At 66.2% G+C, this 15,048-nt stretch carries 18 protein-coding genes; 9 read left to right on the top strand and 9 right to left on the bottom strand.

Annotated features, from left to right (window positions below):
• Positions 1-62: 62 nt before the first annotated feature.
• Positions 63-389, top strand: coding sequence for a hypothetical protein (locus tag ACP97_RS10810; protein WP_049997824.1), 327 nt, complete (start codon positions 63-65; stop codon positions 387-389).
• Here ACP97_RS10810 and tmk read toward each other — a convergent pair.
• The gene (gene tmk / locus ACP97_RS10815; protein WP_049997825.1) at positions 386-964 is read right to left on the bottom strand and encodes a dTMP kinase; all 579 of its coding nucleotides are present in this window, start codon (positions 962-964) and stop codon (positions 386-388) included. The genes ACP97_RS10810 and tmk overlap by 4 nt on opposite strands.
• 80 nt (positions 965-1,044) lie before the next feature.
• Between tmk and ACP97_RS10820 the strand changes: the two genes are divergently transcribed.
• The 4 genes from ACP97_RS10820 to cofG all read left to right on the top strand — a co-directional run bounded on the left by ACP97_RS10820 (position 1,045) and on the right by cofG (position 4,703).
• Positions 1,045-1,926: a complex I NDUFA9 subunit family protein gene (locus ACP97_RS10820; protein ID WP_049997826.1), complete on the top strand. Its 882-nt coding sequence runs from the start codon at positions 1,045-1,047 to the stop codon at positions 1,924-1,926.
• Positions 1,927-2,068: 142 nt separating this feature from the next.
• On the top strand, positions 2,069-2,833 hold the full coding sequence (locus tag ACP97_RS10825; protein ID WP_049997827.1) for a hypothetical protein: 765 nt from the start codon (positions 2,069-2,071) through the stop codon (positions 2,831-2,833).
• A gap of 29 nt (positions 2,834-2,862) precedes the next feature.
• Positions 2,863-3,480 carry a 2-phospho-L-lactate guanylyltransferase gene (cofC, locus tag ACP97_RS10830; RefSeq protein WP_049997828.1) on the top strand — a complete coding sequence of 206 codons (618 nt, stop codon included), beginning with the start codon at positions 2,863-2,865 and terminating at the stop codon, positions 3,478-3,480.
• 146 nt (positions 3,481-3,626) lie between these two features.
• Entirely contained in the window at positions 3,627-4,703 is a 1,077-nt protein-coding gene (gene cofG, locus ACP97_RS10835) for a 7,8-didemethyl-8-hydroxy-5-deazariboflavin synthase subunit CofG (protein WP_049997829.1), read from the top strand.
• A 6-nt stretch (positions 4,704-4,709) separates the two neighbouring features.
• Here the strand turns inward: cofG and cofH are convergent, their stop codons facing one another.
• The 3 genes from cofH to ACP97_RS19920 are packed head-to-tail and all read right to left on the bottom strand — an operon-like array spanning position 4,710 to position 6,530.
• On the bottom strand, positions 4,710-6,077 hold the full coding sequence (gene cofH, locus ACP97_RS10840; protein WP_049997830.1) for a 7,8-didemethyl-8-hydroxy-5-deazariboflavin synthase subunit CofH: 1,368 nt from the start codon (positions 6,075-6,077) through the stop codon (positions 4,710-4,712).
• 43 nt (positions 6,078-6,120) lie between these two features.
• The gene (locus ACP97_RS10845; protein WP_049997831.1) at positions 6,121-6,357 is read right to left on the bottom strand and encodes a hypothetical protein; all 237 of its coding nucleotides are present in this window, start codon (positions 6,355-6,357) and stop codon (positions 6,121-6,123) included.
• Entirely contained in the window at positions 6,354-6,530 is a 177-nt protein-coding gene (locus tag ACP97_RS19920; protein WP_154019996.1) for a hypothetical protein, read from the bottom strand. The genes ACP97_RS10845 and ACP97_RS19920 overlap by 4 nt, the downstream gene beginning before the upstream one ends.
• A gap of 77 nt (positions 6,531-6,607) precedes the next feature.
• Here ACP97_RS19920 and ACP97_RS10850 point away from each other — a divergent pair, with 77 nt between their 5' ends.
• The 3 genes from ACP97_RS10850 to purQ are packed head-to-tail and all read left to right on the top strand — an operon-like array spanning position 6,608 to position 8,595.
• The gene (locus ACP97_RS10850) at positions 6,608-7,630 is read left to right on the top strand and encodes a phosphoribosylaminoimidazolesuccinocarboxamide synthase (RefSeq protein WP_049997832.1); all 1,023 of its coding nucleotides are present in this window, start codon (positions 6,608-6,610) and stop codon (positions 7,628-7,630) included.
• 39 nt (positions 7,631-7,669) lie between these two features.
• Positions 7,670-7,921, top strand: a complete 252-nt coding sequence (gene purS / locus ACP97_RS10855) for a phosphoribosylformylglycinamidine synthase subunit PurS (protein ID WP_049997833.1) — start codon at positions 7,670-7,672, stop codon at positions 7,919-7,921.
• Entirely contained in the window at positions 7,918-8,595 is a 678-nt protein-coding gene (gene purQ, locus ACP97_RS10860; RefSeq protein ID WP_049997834.1) for a phosphoribosylformylglycinamidine synthase I, read from the top strand. Before purS ends, purQ begins: the two co-directional genes overlap by 4 nt.
• A 222-nt stretch (positions 8,596-8,817) precedes the next feature.
• On the opposite strand, the gene ACP97_RS10865 is transcribed toward purQ, so the two are convergent.
• Entirely contained in the window at positions 8,818-9,888 is a 1,071-nt protein-coding gene (locus ACP97_RS10865) for an archaeosine biosynthesis radical SAM protein RaSEA (RefSeq protein WP_049997835.1), read from the bottom strand.
• Between the two features lie 74 nt (positions 9,889-9,962).
• Positions 9,963-11,705 carry an archaeosine synthase subunit alpha gene (gene arcS / locus ACP97_RS10870; RefSeq protein ID WP_049997836.1) on the bottom strand — a complete coding sequence of 581 codons (1,743 nt, stop codon included), beginning with the start codon at positions 11,703-11,705 and terminating at the stop codon, positions 9,963-9,965.
• A 107-nt stretch (positions 11,706-11,812) separates the two neighbouring features.
• Between arcS and ACP97_RS19090 the strand changes: the two genes are divergently transcribed.
• Positions 11,813-11,977, top strand: a complete 165-nt coding sequence (locus tag ACP97_RS19090; RefSeq protein ID WP_079977617.1) for a DUF1059 domain-containing protein — start codon at positions 11,813-11,815, stop codon at positions 11,975-11,977.
• Positions 11,978-12,035: 58 nt separating this feature from the next.
• On the opposite strand, the gene tgtA is transcribed toward ACP97_RS19090, so the two are convergent.
• From tgtA to ACP97_RS10885, 3 genes are read right to left on the bottom strand one after another with little or no spacing between them, the layout of a single operon-like run.
• Positions 12,036-13,511 carry a tRNA guanosine(15) transglycosylase TgtA gene (gene tgtA, locus ACP97_RS10875; protein WP_049997837.1) on the bottom strand — a complete coding sequence of 492 codons (1,476 nt, stop codon included), beginning with the start codon at positions 13,509-13,511 and terminating at the stop codon, positions 12,036-12,038.
• A 23-nt stretch (positions 13,512-13,534) separates the two neighbouring features.
• Entirely contained in the window at positions 13,535-14,098 is a 564-nt protein-coding gene (locus tag ACP97_RS10880) for an NUDIX hydrolase (protein ID WP_049997838.1), read from the bottom strand.
• Positions 14,095-14,979, bottom strand: coding sequence for an alpha/beta fold hydrolase (locus ACP97_RS10885; protein WP_079977618.1), 885 nt, complete (start codon positions 14,977-14,979; stop codon positions 14,095-14,097). The genes ACP97_RS10880 and ACP97_RS10885 overlap by 4 nt, the downstream gene beginning before the upstream one ends.
• Positions 14,980-15,048 lie beyond the last annotated feature (69 nt).

Below are 15,048 nucleotides of genomic sequence, written 5' to 3' on the forward strand. Positions count from 1 at the left end.
CTGTGACGACGCCATCCGTGCGGTTTCGACACCCGGAAGGTCGTTCGGGAAGTAGACGGGGTATGGTCTCGGTCGCCGACATCGTGGGGTTGCTCGTCGTCGTCGGCGTCAACGCCGCCGTCGCCGCGCTCCTCACCCGACTTCTCCGCGTGCAGCTCACCACCCGCTGGGGTGTCGTCGTCTACGTGCTCGTGCTCGTCCCCATCGTGCAGGTGCTCGTCACCCTTCTGTTCACCGGGCCGCTCGGTCTCGGTCCCGACCTCGGGGGTGGGCTCACCGTCGTCGGCGTCGCAGTCGCGCTCCCGTTCGCGCTCGGGGTCGCCTTCGATTACTTCTGGATGCCAACGCCCGACGAGGTCGAACTGCCCGACACGCTGCGGGAGACCTAATCCAACAATCGGTCGAGGGCCGTCTCGACCGCCGCGAGCACGTCTTCGGGGGGCTGGCTCGCGTCGACCCTGACGAACCGCTCGGGTTCGTACTCGACGAGTTGTTCGTAGTTCGACCGGACGGCGGCGAGATAGCCGGCCTGCTCGAACTTGTTCGTCGCGCCGCTTCGCGCCGCACCGGTCTCGGGGTCGACGTCGAGATAGATGGTCGCATCGGGAGGGATGGTCCACGGCTGATGCACCCCACGAATGTACTCCATCGGTCGCGTTATCTCGCCGTCGAGCGCCGCGCCCTGATAGGCGTAGCGCGAATCGGAGTAGCGGTCCGAGACCACCAGTTCGCCGTCGGCGAGCGCGGGGCGCACAGTATTGGCGAGGTGGGCGGCGTGGTCGGCGGTGTAGAGGAAGAGTTCGGCGAGCGGGTCCGCTTCCGAATCGCGAATCGAGCGCGCGACCGCCTCGCCGTACCACGAGTCGGTCGGCTCGCGGGTGAACACGCCGTCGTAGGAGTTGCGGAGCGCCTCCCAGACGGTGGTCTTGCCGCTGCCGTCGATGCCCTCTATCGTGACGAGCATGCGTGTCGTTCGCCCGCCGACGGGTAAGTCTCGCCTTCCGGTGACGGTAGTTTTAGGTCGTCAGCGCGGCTAGTCGGGGTATGGATGTCCTCGTGACCGGTGGCGACGGCTTCGTCGGACGCTACCTCTGTGACGAACTGGCCGAGCGCGGCCATAGCGTGACGGCACTCTCCCGTGACCCCGACCCCTCGGTGTTCGATGGGGACGTCACGACCGCCGTCGGCGACGTGACGGCCTACGACTCCATTGTGGACACGTTCGCGGGTCACGATGCGGTCGTCAATCTCGTCGCGCTCTCGCCGCTCTTTCAACCGCCGAGCGGAACGAGCCACCGTGAAGTCCACCTTCATGGGACGGAAAACGCCGTGCGGGCCGCCGAGGAACATAGTATAAAACGGTTCGTCCAGATGAGCGCGCTCGGCGCGGATTCCGATGGTGAAACGGCGTACATCCGCACGAAGGGCCGTGCCGAGGGAGTGGTCAAAGATTCGGACCTCGACTGGACGATCTTCCGGCCCTCCGTCGTCTTCGGCGACGGCGGCGAGTTCGTCTCCTTCACGAAGAAAGTCACGCCGCCGTATCTCGCCCCCCTCCCCCGTGGCGGGCGCACGCGCTTTCAGCCCATCTGGGTCGGCGACCTCGCGCCGATGCTCGCCGATGGACTCGACGACGAGCACACCGGTGAGACGTACGAACTCGGCGGTCCAGCAGTATTGACGCTCGCCGACGTCGCCAAACTCGCCTATCGCGCGGAGGGCAAGCCCGTCTCCGTGCTGCCGGTGCCGATGGGGTTGACCAAACTCGGGATGAGCGCCGTCGGTCCCCTCCCGGTGATTCCCTTCGGCCCGGACCAGGCGCGCTCGCTCGAAATGGACAACGTGGTGCAGCAAAACGACATCGGTGCGTTCGGGCGGGGCGAGTCGGACCTGACGACGCTCGCCTCCTATCTCGACGTCCGCTGACCACGCCCGTCTTCGGCCACCGTCAGCCACACGTCAGACGCGCGGCTGACGGGCGTTTTCGCCCGGCGGCGCGGCCGTGACACAACGTTTATATCGTCGTCGATGTTCGATTGAACAACCCCTGACACGGGACAGCACGCCGATGACCGACTCGCCCCTCCTCCCCGTTCTCGCCGTCCTGCTAGTGGCTCTTCCGCTCGTCGCCACGCCCGCCGGAGCCGTCTCGGCGACGGCCAACGGCACGCCAGATGGCGCGCGCGTGGGCGAGAACGTCTCGGCGACCTTTGTGCTCGACGACCTCTACACGGAAGCCCCGACCGCGTGGCGACTCCACGCCGACACCGAACTCCGTAACGGCACGTGGACGGTCACGGCGGCGGGTCTCGACGGCAGCACGCTCGCCACGCGCTCGTTTCGAGGTCGGTCGTTCGACACGCCCGTGCGTGCTGCACAGAACGTGAGTAAACTGACGGTTCGGGTGACGGGCACCGCGCCGCCGGTCGAGAATTTCACCTACCGACCGCGCGAGAAGTTCGCGCTCGCCGCACTCGCTCGCGGGCAGAACGGCTCCCGGGTCACCATCGACGACTGGTCGGCCGCCCACTACACGCCGGAGAGTCGCTCGGCGCGGCGGACGCTCAACGCGACGCAGACGGCCGTCGACGAGGACGGTAGCGACGACCTCGAAGAGCGCTTTGGGTTCGCCGTCATGGCCTACCGAAACGAGAGTTTCGGGCTGTCGAACGCCATCGCGAGCGACGTCAAGAGCACCGCCGAACGACCGGACTACCCCGTCGCCTTCCTCTCCGGACTCTTCCTCGGGGCCATCGCGGTCGCGCTCGGCGCTGCCGGTCTCCGCTCGTATCGGGAACGAGCACACGACGGCGACCAGTGGTCCGACCGCTGAGGGTTTGTCCGTCGAAGCGTAGATGCGGTATGCGCGTCGTCGTGCCCTTCGCGGCCGAACAGCCGAAAACCCGTCTCGGGGACCTGCTGACACCCACCGAGCGCCGCGAGTTCGCCCGCGCGATGCTCGCCGACGTGCTCTCCGCCCTCCGCGCAAGCGGTCACGACCCCGAACTCCTCGCGACGGTGCCGGTCGACATCGACGCCCCCACGACCGTCGACGAGCGCCCGCTGACGGCGGCCGTGAACGCGGTTCTCGAAACGACCTCACCCGTCGCAGTCGTGATGGCCGACCTCCCGCTCGCGTCGCCCGCCGCGCTCTCGAAACTATTTGACAGTCGAGAAGACGTGGTGCTCGCACCCGGTCGCGGCGGCGGGACGAACGCGCTCGTCGCTCGCCATCCCGATTTCCGCGCCGACTACCACGGTACCTCCTATCTGGACCATCTCGACCGTGCCCACCGCATCGGCGCGAGCGTCGAAACCGTCGATTCGTTTCGGCTTGGGACCGACATCGACGAGCGCGCCGACCTCGCCGAGGTGCTCGTCCACGGCGACGGGCGGGCGCGCGCGTGGCTCGACCGGGCCGGGGTTCGACTCACTCGTGAGGATGGCCGCGTGGGCGTCACGCGCTCCGGAGACCGGTGAATCGGGTCGAAGTTGGGACAACCGTTTTGTCGGGCGACCGCCGAGTTCCGTTCGCGCGAGCCGGGTCGCGCGCAGTCGGTCGGTGTCGTCCCCTCCCGACACCGGCTTCCGGACAGTCTTTTGCCCGCCGCCCACGAGACGTTCCCATGACCGGTCTCGCCGCCCTCGACACTGCCGACGAACGCGACTCTCTCTGCTCGGTGGGTCCCGGAGACGTCGACCCCGCGCCGGAACTCTCCTTCGCGCGCAACGTGTTCGTCCCGCTGACGACGGCCTGCCGGTACACCTGTTCGTATTGTACGTACTTCGACCCACCCGGCGAGGCCTCGCTGATGAGCCGCGAACAGGTCCGCGACATGCTCGAAACCGGTGCGGACGCCGGCTGTACGGAAGCCCTGTTCACGTTCGGCGACACGCCCGACGCGCGCTACACCGAAATCCACGACCAACTCGCCGCGTGGGGCTACGACTCGATCCACGACTACCTGTACGCGATGTGCGACCTCGCCTTGGAGGTGGGACTGCTCCCCCACAGCAACCCCGGCGACCTCAGTAGGGGTAAAATGGCCCGCCTCGCGGAGGTGAATGCCTCGATGGGCGTCATGCTCGAAACCACCGCCGACGTCGACGCTCATTCGGGACCGCGGAAGAAGACGCCCGAACAGCGCCTCGAAACCATCCGCGCGGCCGGCGAGGTCGGGATTCCGTTTACTACTGGCATCCTCGTGGGTATCGGCGAGGACTGGACCGACCGCGCCGAGTCGCTGCTCGCCATCCGTGCACTGCACGAAGAGTACGGCCACATCCAAGAGATCATCGTCCAGCCGGTGGCCGAAAACGAGCGCTGGCGCGGTCACACACCCACAGTTGAGGTGCTGCGCCGGGCGGTTGCGATGGCCCGCTACGCGCTCCCCGATGAGATTTCCGTACAGGTCCCGCCGAACCTCGCGCCCGTCCGCGAGGTCGTCGACTGTGGCGTCGACGATCTCGGGGGAGTGTCGCCAATCACCGACGACCACATCAACCCCGACTACGCGTGGCCCGCGCTGCGCGAACTGGAGTCCATCGCCGACGATGCGGGCGTCCCTCTCCGCGAGCGCCTGCCGACCCACGACCACTACATCGAGAACGGCTGGCTCGCACCGCGAATCGAGCGCGCCATTGACCGCGACGACGAGGCTGGCGAGCGCTACCGGGCGGTGCTCTCGGCGGCGAGCGACTGACGCCGCTCAGTTGTCGGCGTGCGTACGGTTTTTCGACCCATCGTCGAACAGCGGCGTCCCGTCGGCCTGCGGCCCGAGCTGTGGTCCGGTCGGGTTCGCCGGGTCGATGTCCCGAATCCGCCGGTAGTCCGTCGAGCGCTCGGCGGGCGTCCGTCCGATGGCCGCAATCATCTCGACGTACTCGGCGAAACTCCGGTACTCGCCGAACTCGCCGCCCGCGCGCTTGGTGATTTCCTCCGAGAGGATAGTGCCCATGAAGTCGTTCGCGCCACACGAAAGCATCTTGAGGCCCTGCTGGTCGCCGTATTTCACCCAGCTCGACTGGATGTTGTCGATGTTGTCGAGAAAGAGTCTGGAGACCGCGATCATCAGTTCGTCCTCGTCGTCGGTGGCTCCGGACTCGACGATGCCGCGCTCGGCCAGCGGCGTGTTCGGATGGATAAAGGAGAGGGGAACGAACTCGGTGATGTTTCCAGTTCGGTCCTGCAACTCGCGCACCCGCTGGAGGTGTCTCACCCGATGAGCGGCGTTCTCGACGTGGCCGTACATGATCGTCGCGGTCATGTCGAGACCCACGCTGGCGGCGGCCTCCATCGCCGTCAGCCACCCATCAGTATCGATCTTGCCCGGACAGATGACGTCGCGCACCTCGTCGACGAGAATTTCGGCCGCCGTTCCGGGCACCGAATCCAGCCCCGCCGCTTTCAGTCGGCCATAGACTTCCTCGTAGCTCCAGTCGGTGCCGCGACGGGCGTGATAGGCCTCCTCGGGCGTCATCGAGTGGAGGTGCACTCCACTCGTGCTCATCGCGTCCATCTGTTCGAGATAGGTGCCGGGGTCGGTGTCGTAGGCCGCCGGCGGACGGTAGTTCACCGTTTTGGGGGCGTCGTCGTAGCCCGCGAGGATCTCGTGGTGGTCGTCGTCGAGCGCGAACGCGGGATGCAGCCCCGAAACGGAGGTGACCTCGTAGATGCCGCGTTTCGCTGCCTGCTCGACGATCTCCCGTGATTCGGCGGGCGTCTTGGTGAAGCCACCATGACTCTCCTCGCTGTCCGATTGAAACCGGTGTGAGCTGTCCTTGAAGTTGCAGAACAGACAGCCAGTATTGCAGGCGGTCGTGACGTTGTTGTTGAGGTTCGCGACGAAGGTGACGCGCTCGCCAACTACCTCCGCCCGGCGGCGGTCGGCGGCTTCGAGCACCCGCTCTTTACGCTCGGGGTCGATTCCCGAACTTCCTGTACCAGTGGTGATGAGTTCGATGCCGTCGGCGACCGCGAGGCGCTCTCTCCCCTGTGCCTTCCGGAGAGCGTTCTCGAAGGACTGGTCAGTCTCGGGAACGTACTCGAAGCCGAACTCCCCGCGCGAGCGCTGCATGAGTGAGAGGCGCGGCGAGTGCGTTAAAATCCCACGGTGGTCGTCAGGCGGACTGGCCCGACGGCGAGGGCTCGGAGAGTTCGCCGTCGAGGTCCGCAAAGCAGTCCGGACAGACCATCCGTATCGTCTCGGTCTCCTCGCCGGGACCGCTCTCGTCGATGAGGACGGCCCGGCAGTTCGGGTACTCGCGCGGGCTGAGGTCCGTTCCACAGAGCGCACAGTCCGTCCCGGCCGGGGTCGTCTCGGGCGTCTCGCCGGGTGGCTCCGGGTTCTCGCTCATCGGTCGCCCCCCTCGAAGCGAGCGCTCAGTTCGTTCCAGCAGCCACGACAGAGCCGGTAGGACGACTGGTCGCCGTCCGCGGAGTCGTCTTCGAGTCGGATGCGCCACTGAGACTCGCCACGCGACTCACACTTCGCACAGATGGATTCGGTCATGTGGGAGGTTCTGGCCACACGCTTGGTGACGGAGCGACCTATATGTTTGCTCGCGCGATGACAACCGCTTAGTTCGCCGCCGCCGACCCCCTCCCATGACCAGCGTCAAGGAGTTCCGTGTCGAGCGGGCGGCCACGCCCGACGAGCTCGGTCGCGGACGGTTCGTCTTCACCGACGCCTACTCGATCTTCGATTGGGGGCGCATGCCCGACGCCATCCCCGAGAAGGGCCGGAGTCTCTGTGCGATGGGCGCACACAACTTCTCGCTGCTCGAAGCCGAGGGGATCCCGACACACTATCGAGGTGTCGTCGCCGACGGCTCGGTGACCGACCTCGAAGACGCGGACGACGCGCCGCGTGAGATGGCCATCGATCTCGCGCAGGTGCCAGACCTCCCGGTCGAGGATGGAGCCTACGACTACGGAGCCTTCCACGTCGACGCGGGCGACAACTACCTGATTCCGCTCGAAATCGTCTTCCGGAACTCGGTTCCGGAGGGGTCGAGTCTGCGCTCGCGGCGCGACCCCGAGGCGGTGAGTCTCGACGCCGCCGAGTGGCCCGACGAGTCGGTGGAACTGTCGGAACCGGTCGTCGAGTTCTCGACGAAGTTCGAGGAACAGGACCGCTATCTCACCCGCAAGGAAGCCGACGCGATCGCCGGCCGGGCGACGCTCGACGAACTCGCAACCCTCGCCCGCGAGGTGAATCGCGTCGTGACCGAGCGCGCCGAGGAAGTGGGGCTGACCCACGAGGACGGCAAGATCGAGTGCCTCTATCACGACGGCGAGGTGCGCGTCGCGGACGTCGTGGGAACGTTCGACGAGAACCGGTTTTCGTACGACGGGCACGAACTCTCGAAGGAGGTGCTCAGGCAGTATCACAAACGCACCCAATCCGAGTGGGTCGCGGCCGTGGGCGAGGCGAAAGGCGAGGCCGCCGAGGGTGGCAAAACCGACTGGCGGGCACTCTGTGAACCCGACCCCGAACCGCTCGCCCAAGACGTCATCGCTACGGCGAGCGACCTCTACACCGCCGGCGCGAACGCCTACCTCGGTCGGGAACTGTTCGACGCACCCGACCTCAATAGCGCGGTCGCAGCAGCAGGTGCACTGGAGTAGTTTCGAAGCGCTTTCGCCCGCCCGGACGAGTCAGTATCCATGACCGCTTACACCGCCGTCGTCACCGTGCGACTGAAGCGGGGCGTGCTCGACCCCGAGGCCGAGACCACCCGACAGGCACTCGAACGGCTCGGCTTCGAACTCGGCGAACTGCGCGCGGCCGACCGCTTCGAGATCGACCTCGACGCCGAAAGCGAGGCCACCGCCGAAGAGCGCGCCGACGAGATGGCTGAACGCCTGCTTGCGAATCCCACGATCCACGACTACTCCGTAGCAATCGAGAACAGATGACGGTTTCAGTGATCCAGTTCGGCGGCTCGAACTGCGACCGCGACGCCGTGCGCGCGCTCGACGCGGTGGGTGTCGAAGCCGAGCGCGTCTGGCACGAGGACGGACTCCCCGACGATCCCTCGGGCATCGTCCTCCCCGGTGGATTCTCCTACGGCGATTACCTCCGCGCGGGCGCGATGGCCGGGCGCGCACCCATCGTCGAGGCGGTCCGCGACGCCGCGCGCGAGGGGGTTCCGGTGCTCGGCATCTGTAACGGCGCGCAGGTCGGCTGCGAGGCGGGGCTCACGGTAGGAGCCTTCACCACGAACGCGAGCGCACGCTTCCAATGCGAGCACGTCCATCTTCGTGTGGAGAACGCCGAGACACCGTGGACGCGCGCCTTCGCGGCGGGCGAGGTCATCTCGCTGCCCATCGCCCACGGCGAGGGACGCTTCGAGATCGACGAGGCGAAACTCGCCGCACTCGACGACGAGAACCGCATCCTCTTTCGCTACTGCGACGCGGATGGAAATCTGACGACGGCGGCGAACCCCAACGGCTCGACGGGCGCGGTGGCGGGTCTCTGCGGCGAGCACGGGAACGTCGCCGTGTTGATGCCCCATCCAGAGCGCGCGACGCTGCCGGAACTCGGTGGCACGGATGGACGGGGAATCCTGCGCGGGTTCGCCGAGTGAAGTCGGGCGACCGTGGGTTTTTGTCCGTGGCGATGATACTGCTTTACATGGGTGAGCGCGCGTGTTACCTCGCGATCTGTCCGAACTGTGACCTGCAGGTGTCGATCGCCGACGATACCTGTCCCGAGTGTGGAGCCGCCATCGACGCCGGCGAATGATTCCGAACTGATGGATCGGCCGCTATCGGTCGAACAGCAGGCGAGAACGATCGACTGAAAAGTTCTATCGCGCCAACGGCATCCCGTAACTCTTCTCGCGCTCCATTACCGTCTCCCACGTCCGTTCGCACCCACAGGAGACTTGCGAAAACACGGACGGGTCCTGTCGGAGATCGAAGTCCTTGATCGCGGTTTGAACGTGGTCGTCACACTCCCCGCAGTTGTGCGGACCTCTATCGGAGCCGTGGCCAACAGGATCGGAGATCACGAGCGCGTCGGCGTCGGCGGTCGATTCTAGAACTTCAGCCACCGACCAGAGCCACGGCGGGCGATAGCCACCGTCGTGATACAGTTCCTCGACCATCGTGTGGCGCTGGACATTGCATGGGTTCATCGACACGGTGTGGGCGTACTCCGCACAGCGCCGGACGGACGATTGCATGTCCGCGACGGCCTCCGATTCGCTGAGGAAGGGGGGTTTCATCAGGAGATACGCTTTGATACCCGCGCCCGCATCTTGGGCCTGCTCGCTCGCCGTGACGAAATCGGCAAAATCGAAATACTTGTTCACGCAGTCGTGGCGCACCCTGTCGGTGGCGGTCTCCAGTCCGACCGCCACGTCGACCGCGAGCCCCTGTTCGGTGAAGTCGGCGAGGCGGTCGTGCTCGACGAAATCGGGTAAGGATTCGACGACGATGCGCTCGCGGTCGCCGAAGGTCTCGGCGATCGCTCGGCGGCTTTCGGCGGGCACTTCGCGTTCGTCGAGGAAGCTCCCAGAAGTGTAGATCTTGATCAGCGGACACGGCTCGTCGCTGTTTTCGCGTTCGTGGTCGAGACAGGCGTCGAGTTGGTCCACGAGCGCGTCGTGAGGGACCGTCCCGCCCTCGACCGACTCGGCGACGTAGCCACACATCGTACAGCCACCGGCGCGCGCCCAGCGACAGCCGCCAGTGTTCAGGATGATGGTCAGACTATCTCGTACGCCATCGGGCGTGTTGTCCTCGTCGACCCACACCCGGGTCGGTTCGTGCGGGTCGTAGGTTCGGTCGTTGCGCGCGCGAATCTCGCGCATCGCGGCGTTGTGGGCGTCCATGCCCTTCCCCGTCTCGTAGACTTCGGGGCTCGGCTGACTCATTGGATGGGGTACCGTGCCGAGCGCCAAAACCCCACCGTCCGCTGCCCGTTTCGTGATCTCGTCGTTCTCGTCGCCTACCGCTCCTCGACGTGGCGCACGTCGACGGCCATCCCCCGGGAACTTTCGACCATCGCACGCCCGTGCGTCGTCGCGCGCCCGACCGCGAACGCCTTCGGCCCCCTGACGACGACCTCATCGCCGACTCGAATCTCCTCACTCGCATCGACGATTCCCGGCGCGAGCACGCTTCCGTGGGGGACGAACTCGTCGATCTCGACGGTCTTGGTCGGTGCGTCGCTCGCGACCCAGCGGTGTGCGCCCGCGAGCGTGAGTGCGAGCGTTCCGTACTGGGGCACCATCGTGGCGAGATGATCGTCGCCGTGGACTCTTAGCTTCGGATAGCGCCCCTTCGTCGAGATATCCTCGAATAGGTCGTCGCCGGCAGCGGGGCCGAACTGGTAGTCGGCGATCGCCCGGACGGTGTTGTGCTCGCGCTCGCGTTTCGAGTATTTGAGTTCTCCTTCCAGCGCACCCGCGAGGTTCGACAGGGAGTCGCCCGTCGTGGGGTGATTCTCGACGGTGTACTCGAAGTCGATGTCGAGGGAATCCTCGACGCGCTCGGTGATCTGTCGGTAGTCGTCTGGCACGTGGGCGATGACTCGGGAGTACTGGTTGCGCGCGAGGTAGGCTTCCAGCACGTTCGCAACGAACTCGACCTCGCCGGCGGTCCATTCGCCCGTGACCACCGAATCGTAGTGCTGGGCCGGGTATGTACATTCGAGCTCCTGGGGCACGACGCCGATGGGCGAGGTCATCGACACGGTGTGCGCCCGGAACTGTATCGCGTCGTGGAACTGACCGTGGCTCTGGGATTCGCTGTAGGGTTTCGTCGCCGAGCAGGGCACGAGCACGAGCGGATTGGAGAATCGACTGCGATAACGGGTCGTGACGCGTTCGGCGAAGCGCTGGATCTCCACTCGTCGAAGGCTCTCCTCGCTGGCGGCGAGCAACTCGTTGCGACGGAAGACCGGTGCGTGCGCTTCGAGATACGAATACTGCTGGTCGAACCGTCGGAGGGCGGCGGTGAGCCACGCCTCGTGGCGGACCTGTCCTTCGAGATAGTCCCGCAACCGCCCCCGGCGGATGCGCTCGCGGGCGATGCGGAGTTGGGCGGCGAGCGCGTTCTCGTTGTGGGCCGCACAGTCCTCGCGGTCGAATTCTTCCACATTCTGTTGGCAGGCCGGACACGCACAGGGCAGTTCGTCGAGGCCGGCGAGAAAGTGCTCGCCGTCGCTCGTGAGATATTTTCCTTGTGTGCCCTTCACGACCGCACGATCAGCGTCGAACAGGTCGACGCCCGCGTACGCGAGCAGGGCGACGTTCGCCGGCGTCGCCACGCCCGGCAGATAGAGCGCCGCGTCGCCGGGGATCGCGTCTTTCACGTCGACGATGCCCTCGACGAACGCGCGGCCGTGGCCGACCAGCCCCTGTGAATTCGAGAGGACGTAGGCGTCGCTGCCGTATTCGGTGGCCGTTCCGGAGGAAATCACGGCCGCACTCGGACCGTCGATGGCGGGTGGCGAAACGGCAAATGCATCCTCGACTTCGTCGGGGGTGCCGGCCGGCAGCGCCCGATGTGGAAGGACGGTGAGCGCGTCGGGATCGCCGGCAGGCGGTTCGCGCGCTTCGGGCCAGAGACTGCCCGCATCGGTGATGCTGTCGCCGACGAGTGCGGGCGTCGTGAGCGGTTCCGCGAGTCGGAGTTCGCCGATGCGCGCCGGCCCGTCGCGCTCGTGGATTTCGAAGTGGTCGGTCATGACCGGAGTTCGTCGTGCTCGTCGTATTCGTCCATCGGTTCGTGTAGCACCCGACACCCGAGCGAAACGTTATCACTACCCATGACGTAGTCGATACGGCGTTCACCATGACGAAAGAAGTGATCTGTGGCGAGGTAACCGGAGACTGTGCGTTTCACGTGCGCTCCGACGACGAGGACGAGGTCGTCGACGTCGTCCAACGACACGCCGAGACGAAACACGCCATGTCCCTCTCGCGCTCCGAGACGCGCGACCTCGTTCAGGACGCGTAGGTATCTCGGCACGCACGGGACGTTCGTCGCTCGTGTTTCCCTCTCTTCGCCAGCGCCCTCACTGCCGATCCACGGCGTCGAGGCGCTCGATGTGAACCGCACTCGGCACTCGCGCGAGCGCACTCTCGGGCCAGCCGCGATGAGCGAGCGTGAACTCCCCATCGGAGTTCGTCTCGACCAGTCGGCGAACGCCCTCGGCCGCCTGCTCGTAAGCCTGCTCGTCCATCCTGTCGGGTACCTCGGCGGTGAGCGGGTAGGTCTCCGAGAGCGCACGTGGGAGCGGGCCAAAGGGCGGAACGACGCGCCAGGATTCGTCGTATGCGGCGTTGGTGTCGCCCTCGGTCAGCAGAATCTCGCCGTCGACCGAGAGCCGTGCGAGGCGCTCGTGATGACGGCGGACCTCCGGCCGGCGGGCGCTCTCGGCCGAGAGGTAGAAGAAGGCGTCTTTCGAGGCCGGATCCTCCTTTTCCAACTGGTCGGCGTGATCGAGCAGCGCGCGATAACCGTCGAGCATCGCCGGATGGCCGCGGGCGCGCGCCTCGACGAGTTCGAGCAGGTCACCCCGACGGATGGCCTGCTTGATGCGCCGGAGTTCGCCGAAGCTCACGTAGAGGTTGTGCTGGGCGAGGCGCGTCTCGCGCTCGTCGTCGGGCATCGCGCGGAGTTCGTCGGGCGTGTGTGCGACGCAGACCGGACACTCGCAGGGGAGATAGTCGAGTTCCGGGAGGCGTTCGGTGCCGCGGACAGTGAGATAACGATCGTCGCGGGCGTAGAGCGCGTAGGCCGCCGAATCGAACAGGTCGCAGCCGAGTGCGACCGCGAGCGCGAACATCATCGGATGGCCCGCCCCAAAGAGGTGGACGGGAGAGGCCACACCCAGCCCGCGCTTCGCGGCCGCGATCACGTCGACCATCTTCCCGTATTCGTAGGCGTTCATCAGAGGGACGACCGCGCCGATCGGGTGGATGTCGAGCCCGGTCGCGCGGGCGTCGCGGGCGGCCCGCTCGCGCAGGTCGGTGTGAACGCCACCCTGTACCGGGGCGTTGACGAGCATTGCGCCGGTGTCGACGTCCTGGATCGATTCGAGTCGGTCCTGTGTGGTCGCGAGTTCGTCGGCGGCGCGCTCGCGGCCCGCCTCGGGCGGCGTCGGGATGTCGACCGGCGTACCGATATCGGAGCCGATCTGATACTGGAACTCCAAGATTTCGGCGCTCGTGACGTCGATCTCGCCGTATTCGGCCAGTTGGAACGAGCCCGAGTCGGTCATGATCGCGCCGGAGAAGTCGAGCAGGTCGTGGAGACCCTTCGAGAGCGCTTCCTCGCGGTAGTCGCTCTGAGAAATGATATAGCCGTTAGTGATACATATCTCCGCGCCGAACTCGTTTTCGAGCCGTGCGGGCGAAATCGTCTGGAGGTTCGGGTTGACGACGGGCATGAGGGCTGGTGTCTCGACGACCGTGTCGGACTGTGGCACCCGAAGTTCGCCGATGCGACCGGCGGCGTCGGCGCTGCGGAGTTCGAAAACGTCGTTCATGGGGAGATTCGGCCGGCGCGCGTCTAAGGCACTCCGCTTTCCGCGCCGAATCGGGCGTGATAGAGCAGGCAGAGCGCGCTGCGCCCGTCGCGGAGGTCATCGTTCGCGAGCGCACCGAGTAGATCGTCGTATTCGGCCGTATCGACCCGGATGGATTCGTTGTCGTCCAGTTCCCGTGAGCCCGTGGGCCGGCAGCCGTGCGCGACGAAGTGGTGATGGACCGAATCCGCGAGGCCGTTGAGCGGTTCGACGGTCGTGAGGAGTTCCATTTCCGCGGCGATATAGCCCGTCTCCTCCTCGAACTCGCGTCGCGCCGCCTGCTCGACCTCCTCGCCGGGTTCGACGGTGCCGGCCGGCAGTCCGCGACTCATCCGCTCGACCGCCTGTCGCCACTCCTCGATGACTACGACTTCCCCCTCGGGGGTGAACCCCAACACGACGACTGCGGCGGGATCGGCGACCGAATCGAACCCCGTCTCGGTGCCGTCGGGCAGGCGCACTCGCTCGTGGACGACCTCGAAGCCCGGGCAGGAGTAGGCCGTGTTCGATTCGAGCGTCTCCCAGGCGAGCGGGTCGGGGTCGCTCACGCGAGGAACTCCCCTAACAGCTCGTTCACCTTTTCGGGCACGTCGTTTTGCACCCAGTGGCTCGCCTCTGGCAGGCGCTCGATGCGGACGTCGGAAACCCACCGGCCGAGGCCCTCGGTAAGTTCGACCCCGAGCGCACGATCCCGTTCACCCCAGATCACCAGAGTCTCGGCCTTGATCGTCGGGTCTCGTCCGTTCGATCCCGCCAGCCCGAACCACCGACGCAGTTGGGCGCGGCCGAACGCCCGATAGTAGTTGAGCGCCGCCGTGAGCGCTCCAGGCTGGGCGATGGCGCGTTCGTACCGTTCGATATCGGACTCGTCGAACGCCGCGTTCGTCAGATCGATGCGCAATATCAAGTCGAGCCAGCCATCGGTTCGTTCCAGAACCGCTTCGGGAATCCGAGGAAGTTGGAAGAACAGCGCGTACCACGACCGGGCGAGCTGTGCCGGCGAGCGCAGTTCGCGTTCGAGCGCCGCGGGATGGGGTGCGTTCAGTACAGCGAGCCGTTCGAGGCGCTCGGGATGACGGTGGCCGAACTCCCACGCGACGACGCCGCCCCAGTCGTGGCCAACCACACTCGCCCGCTCGGCCCCGAAGTGGTCGATGAGGTCGGTTACGTCGCCCGTGAGCCGGTCAAGACGGTACGAATCCACGCCAGGTGGCTTCTCCGAGCGGTTGTACCCCCTCAGATCCGGCGCGACGACGTGAAAATCCGCCGCGAGCGCCTCGATTTGGTGACGCCACGCGTACCAGAACTCGGGAAAGCCGTGCAACAACACCACGAGCGGGTTTTCCGGCTCGCCGGCCTCCACGTAGTGCAATACGACGCTATCGAGGTGTGCCCATCCGTGGGTCCACGGTGTCGCCGAGTCGTTCACGGCACACCCACGCTGATAAATCCCATTCGGCGATACCGAATCGAGCTATCTGGACGATGGACGCCCGTA

It is taken from the genome of Halococcus sediminicola, from assembly GCF_000755245.1.
GTDB classification, from domain to species: domain Archaea; phylum Halobacteriota; class Halobacteria; order Halobacteriales; family Halococcaceae; genus Halococcus; species Halococcus sediminicola.

Coding starts and splice junctions, on each gene's coding strand:
- ACP97_RS10810 (WP_049997824.1), top strand. CDS start 63: ATGGTCTCGGTCGCCGACATCGTGGGGTTGCTCGTCGTCGTCGGCGTC.
- tmk (WP_049997825.1), bottom strand. CDS start 964: ATGCTCGTCACGATAGAGGGCATCGACGGCAGCGGCAAGACCACCGTC.
- ACP97_RS10820 (WP_049997826.1), top strand. CDS start 1,045: ATGGATGTCCTCGTGACCGGTGGCGACGGCTTCGTCGGACGCTACCTC.
- ACP97_RS10825 (WP_049997827.1), top strand. CDS start 2,069: ATGACCGACTCGCCCCTCCTCCCCGTTCTCGCCGTCCTGCTAGTGGCT.
- cofC (WP_049997828.1), top strand. CDS start 2,863: ATGCGCGTCGTCGTGCCCTTCGCGGCCGAACAGCCGAAAACCCGTCTC.
- cofG (WP_049997829.1), top strand. CDS start 3,627: ATGACCGGTCTCGCCGCCCTCGACACTGCCGACGAACGCGACTCTCTC.
- cofH (WP_049997830.1), bottom strand. CDS start 6,077: ATGCAGCGCTCGCGCGGGGAGTTCGGCTTCGAGTACGTTCCCGAGACT.
- ACP97_RS10845 (WP_049997831.1), bottom strand. CDS start 6,357: ATGAGCGAGAACCCGGAGCCACCCGGCGAGACGCCCGAGACGACCCCG.
- ACP97_RS10850 (WP_049997832.1), top strand. CDS start 6,608: ATGACCAGCGTCAAGGAGTTCCGTGTCGAGCGGGCGGCCACGCCCGAC.
- purS (WP_049997833.1), top strand. CDS start 7,670: ATGACCGCTTACACCGCCGTCGTCACCGTGCGACTGAAGCGGGGCGTG.
- purQ (WP_049997834.1), top strand. CDS start 7,918: ATGACGGTTTCAGTGATCCAGTTCGGCGGCTCGAACTGCGACCGCGAC.
- ACP97_RS10865 (WP_049997835.1), bottom strand. CDS start 9,888: ATGAGTCAGCCGAGCCCCGAAGTCTACGAGACGGGGAAGGGCATGGAC.
- arcS (WP_049997836.1), bottom strand. CDS start 11,705: ATGACCGACCACTTCGAAATCCACGAGCGCGACGGGCCGGCGCGCATC.
- ACP97_RS19090 (WP_079977617.1), top strand. CDS start 11,813: ATGACGAAAGAAGTGATCTGTGGCGAGGTAACCGGAGACTGTGCGTTT.
- tgtA (WP_049997837.1), bottom strand. CDS start 13,511: ATGAACGACGTTTTCGAACTCCGCAGCGCCGACGCCGCCGGTCGCATC.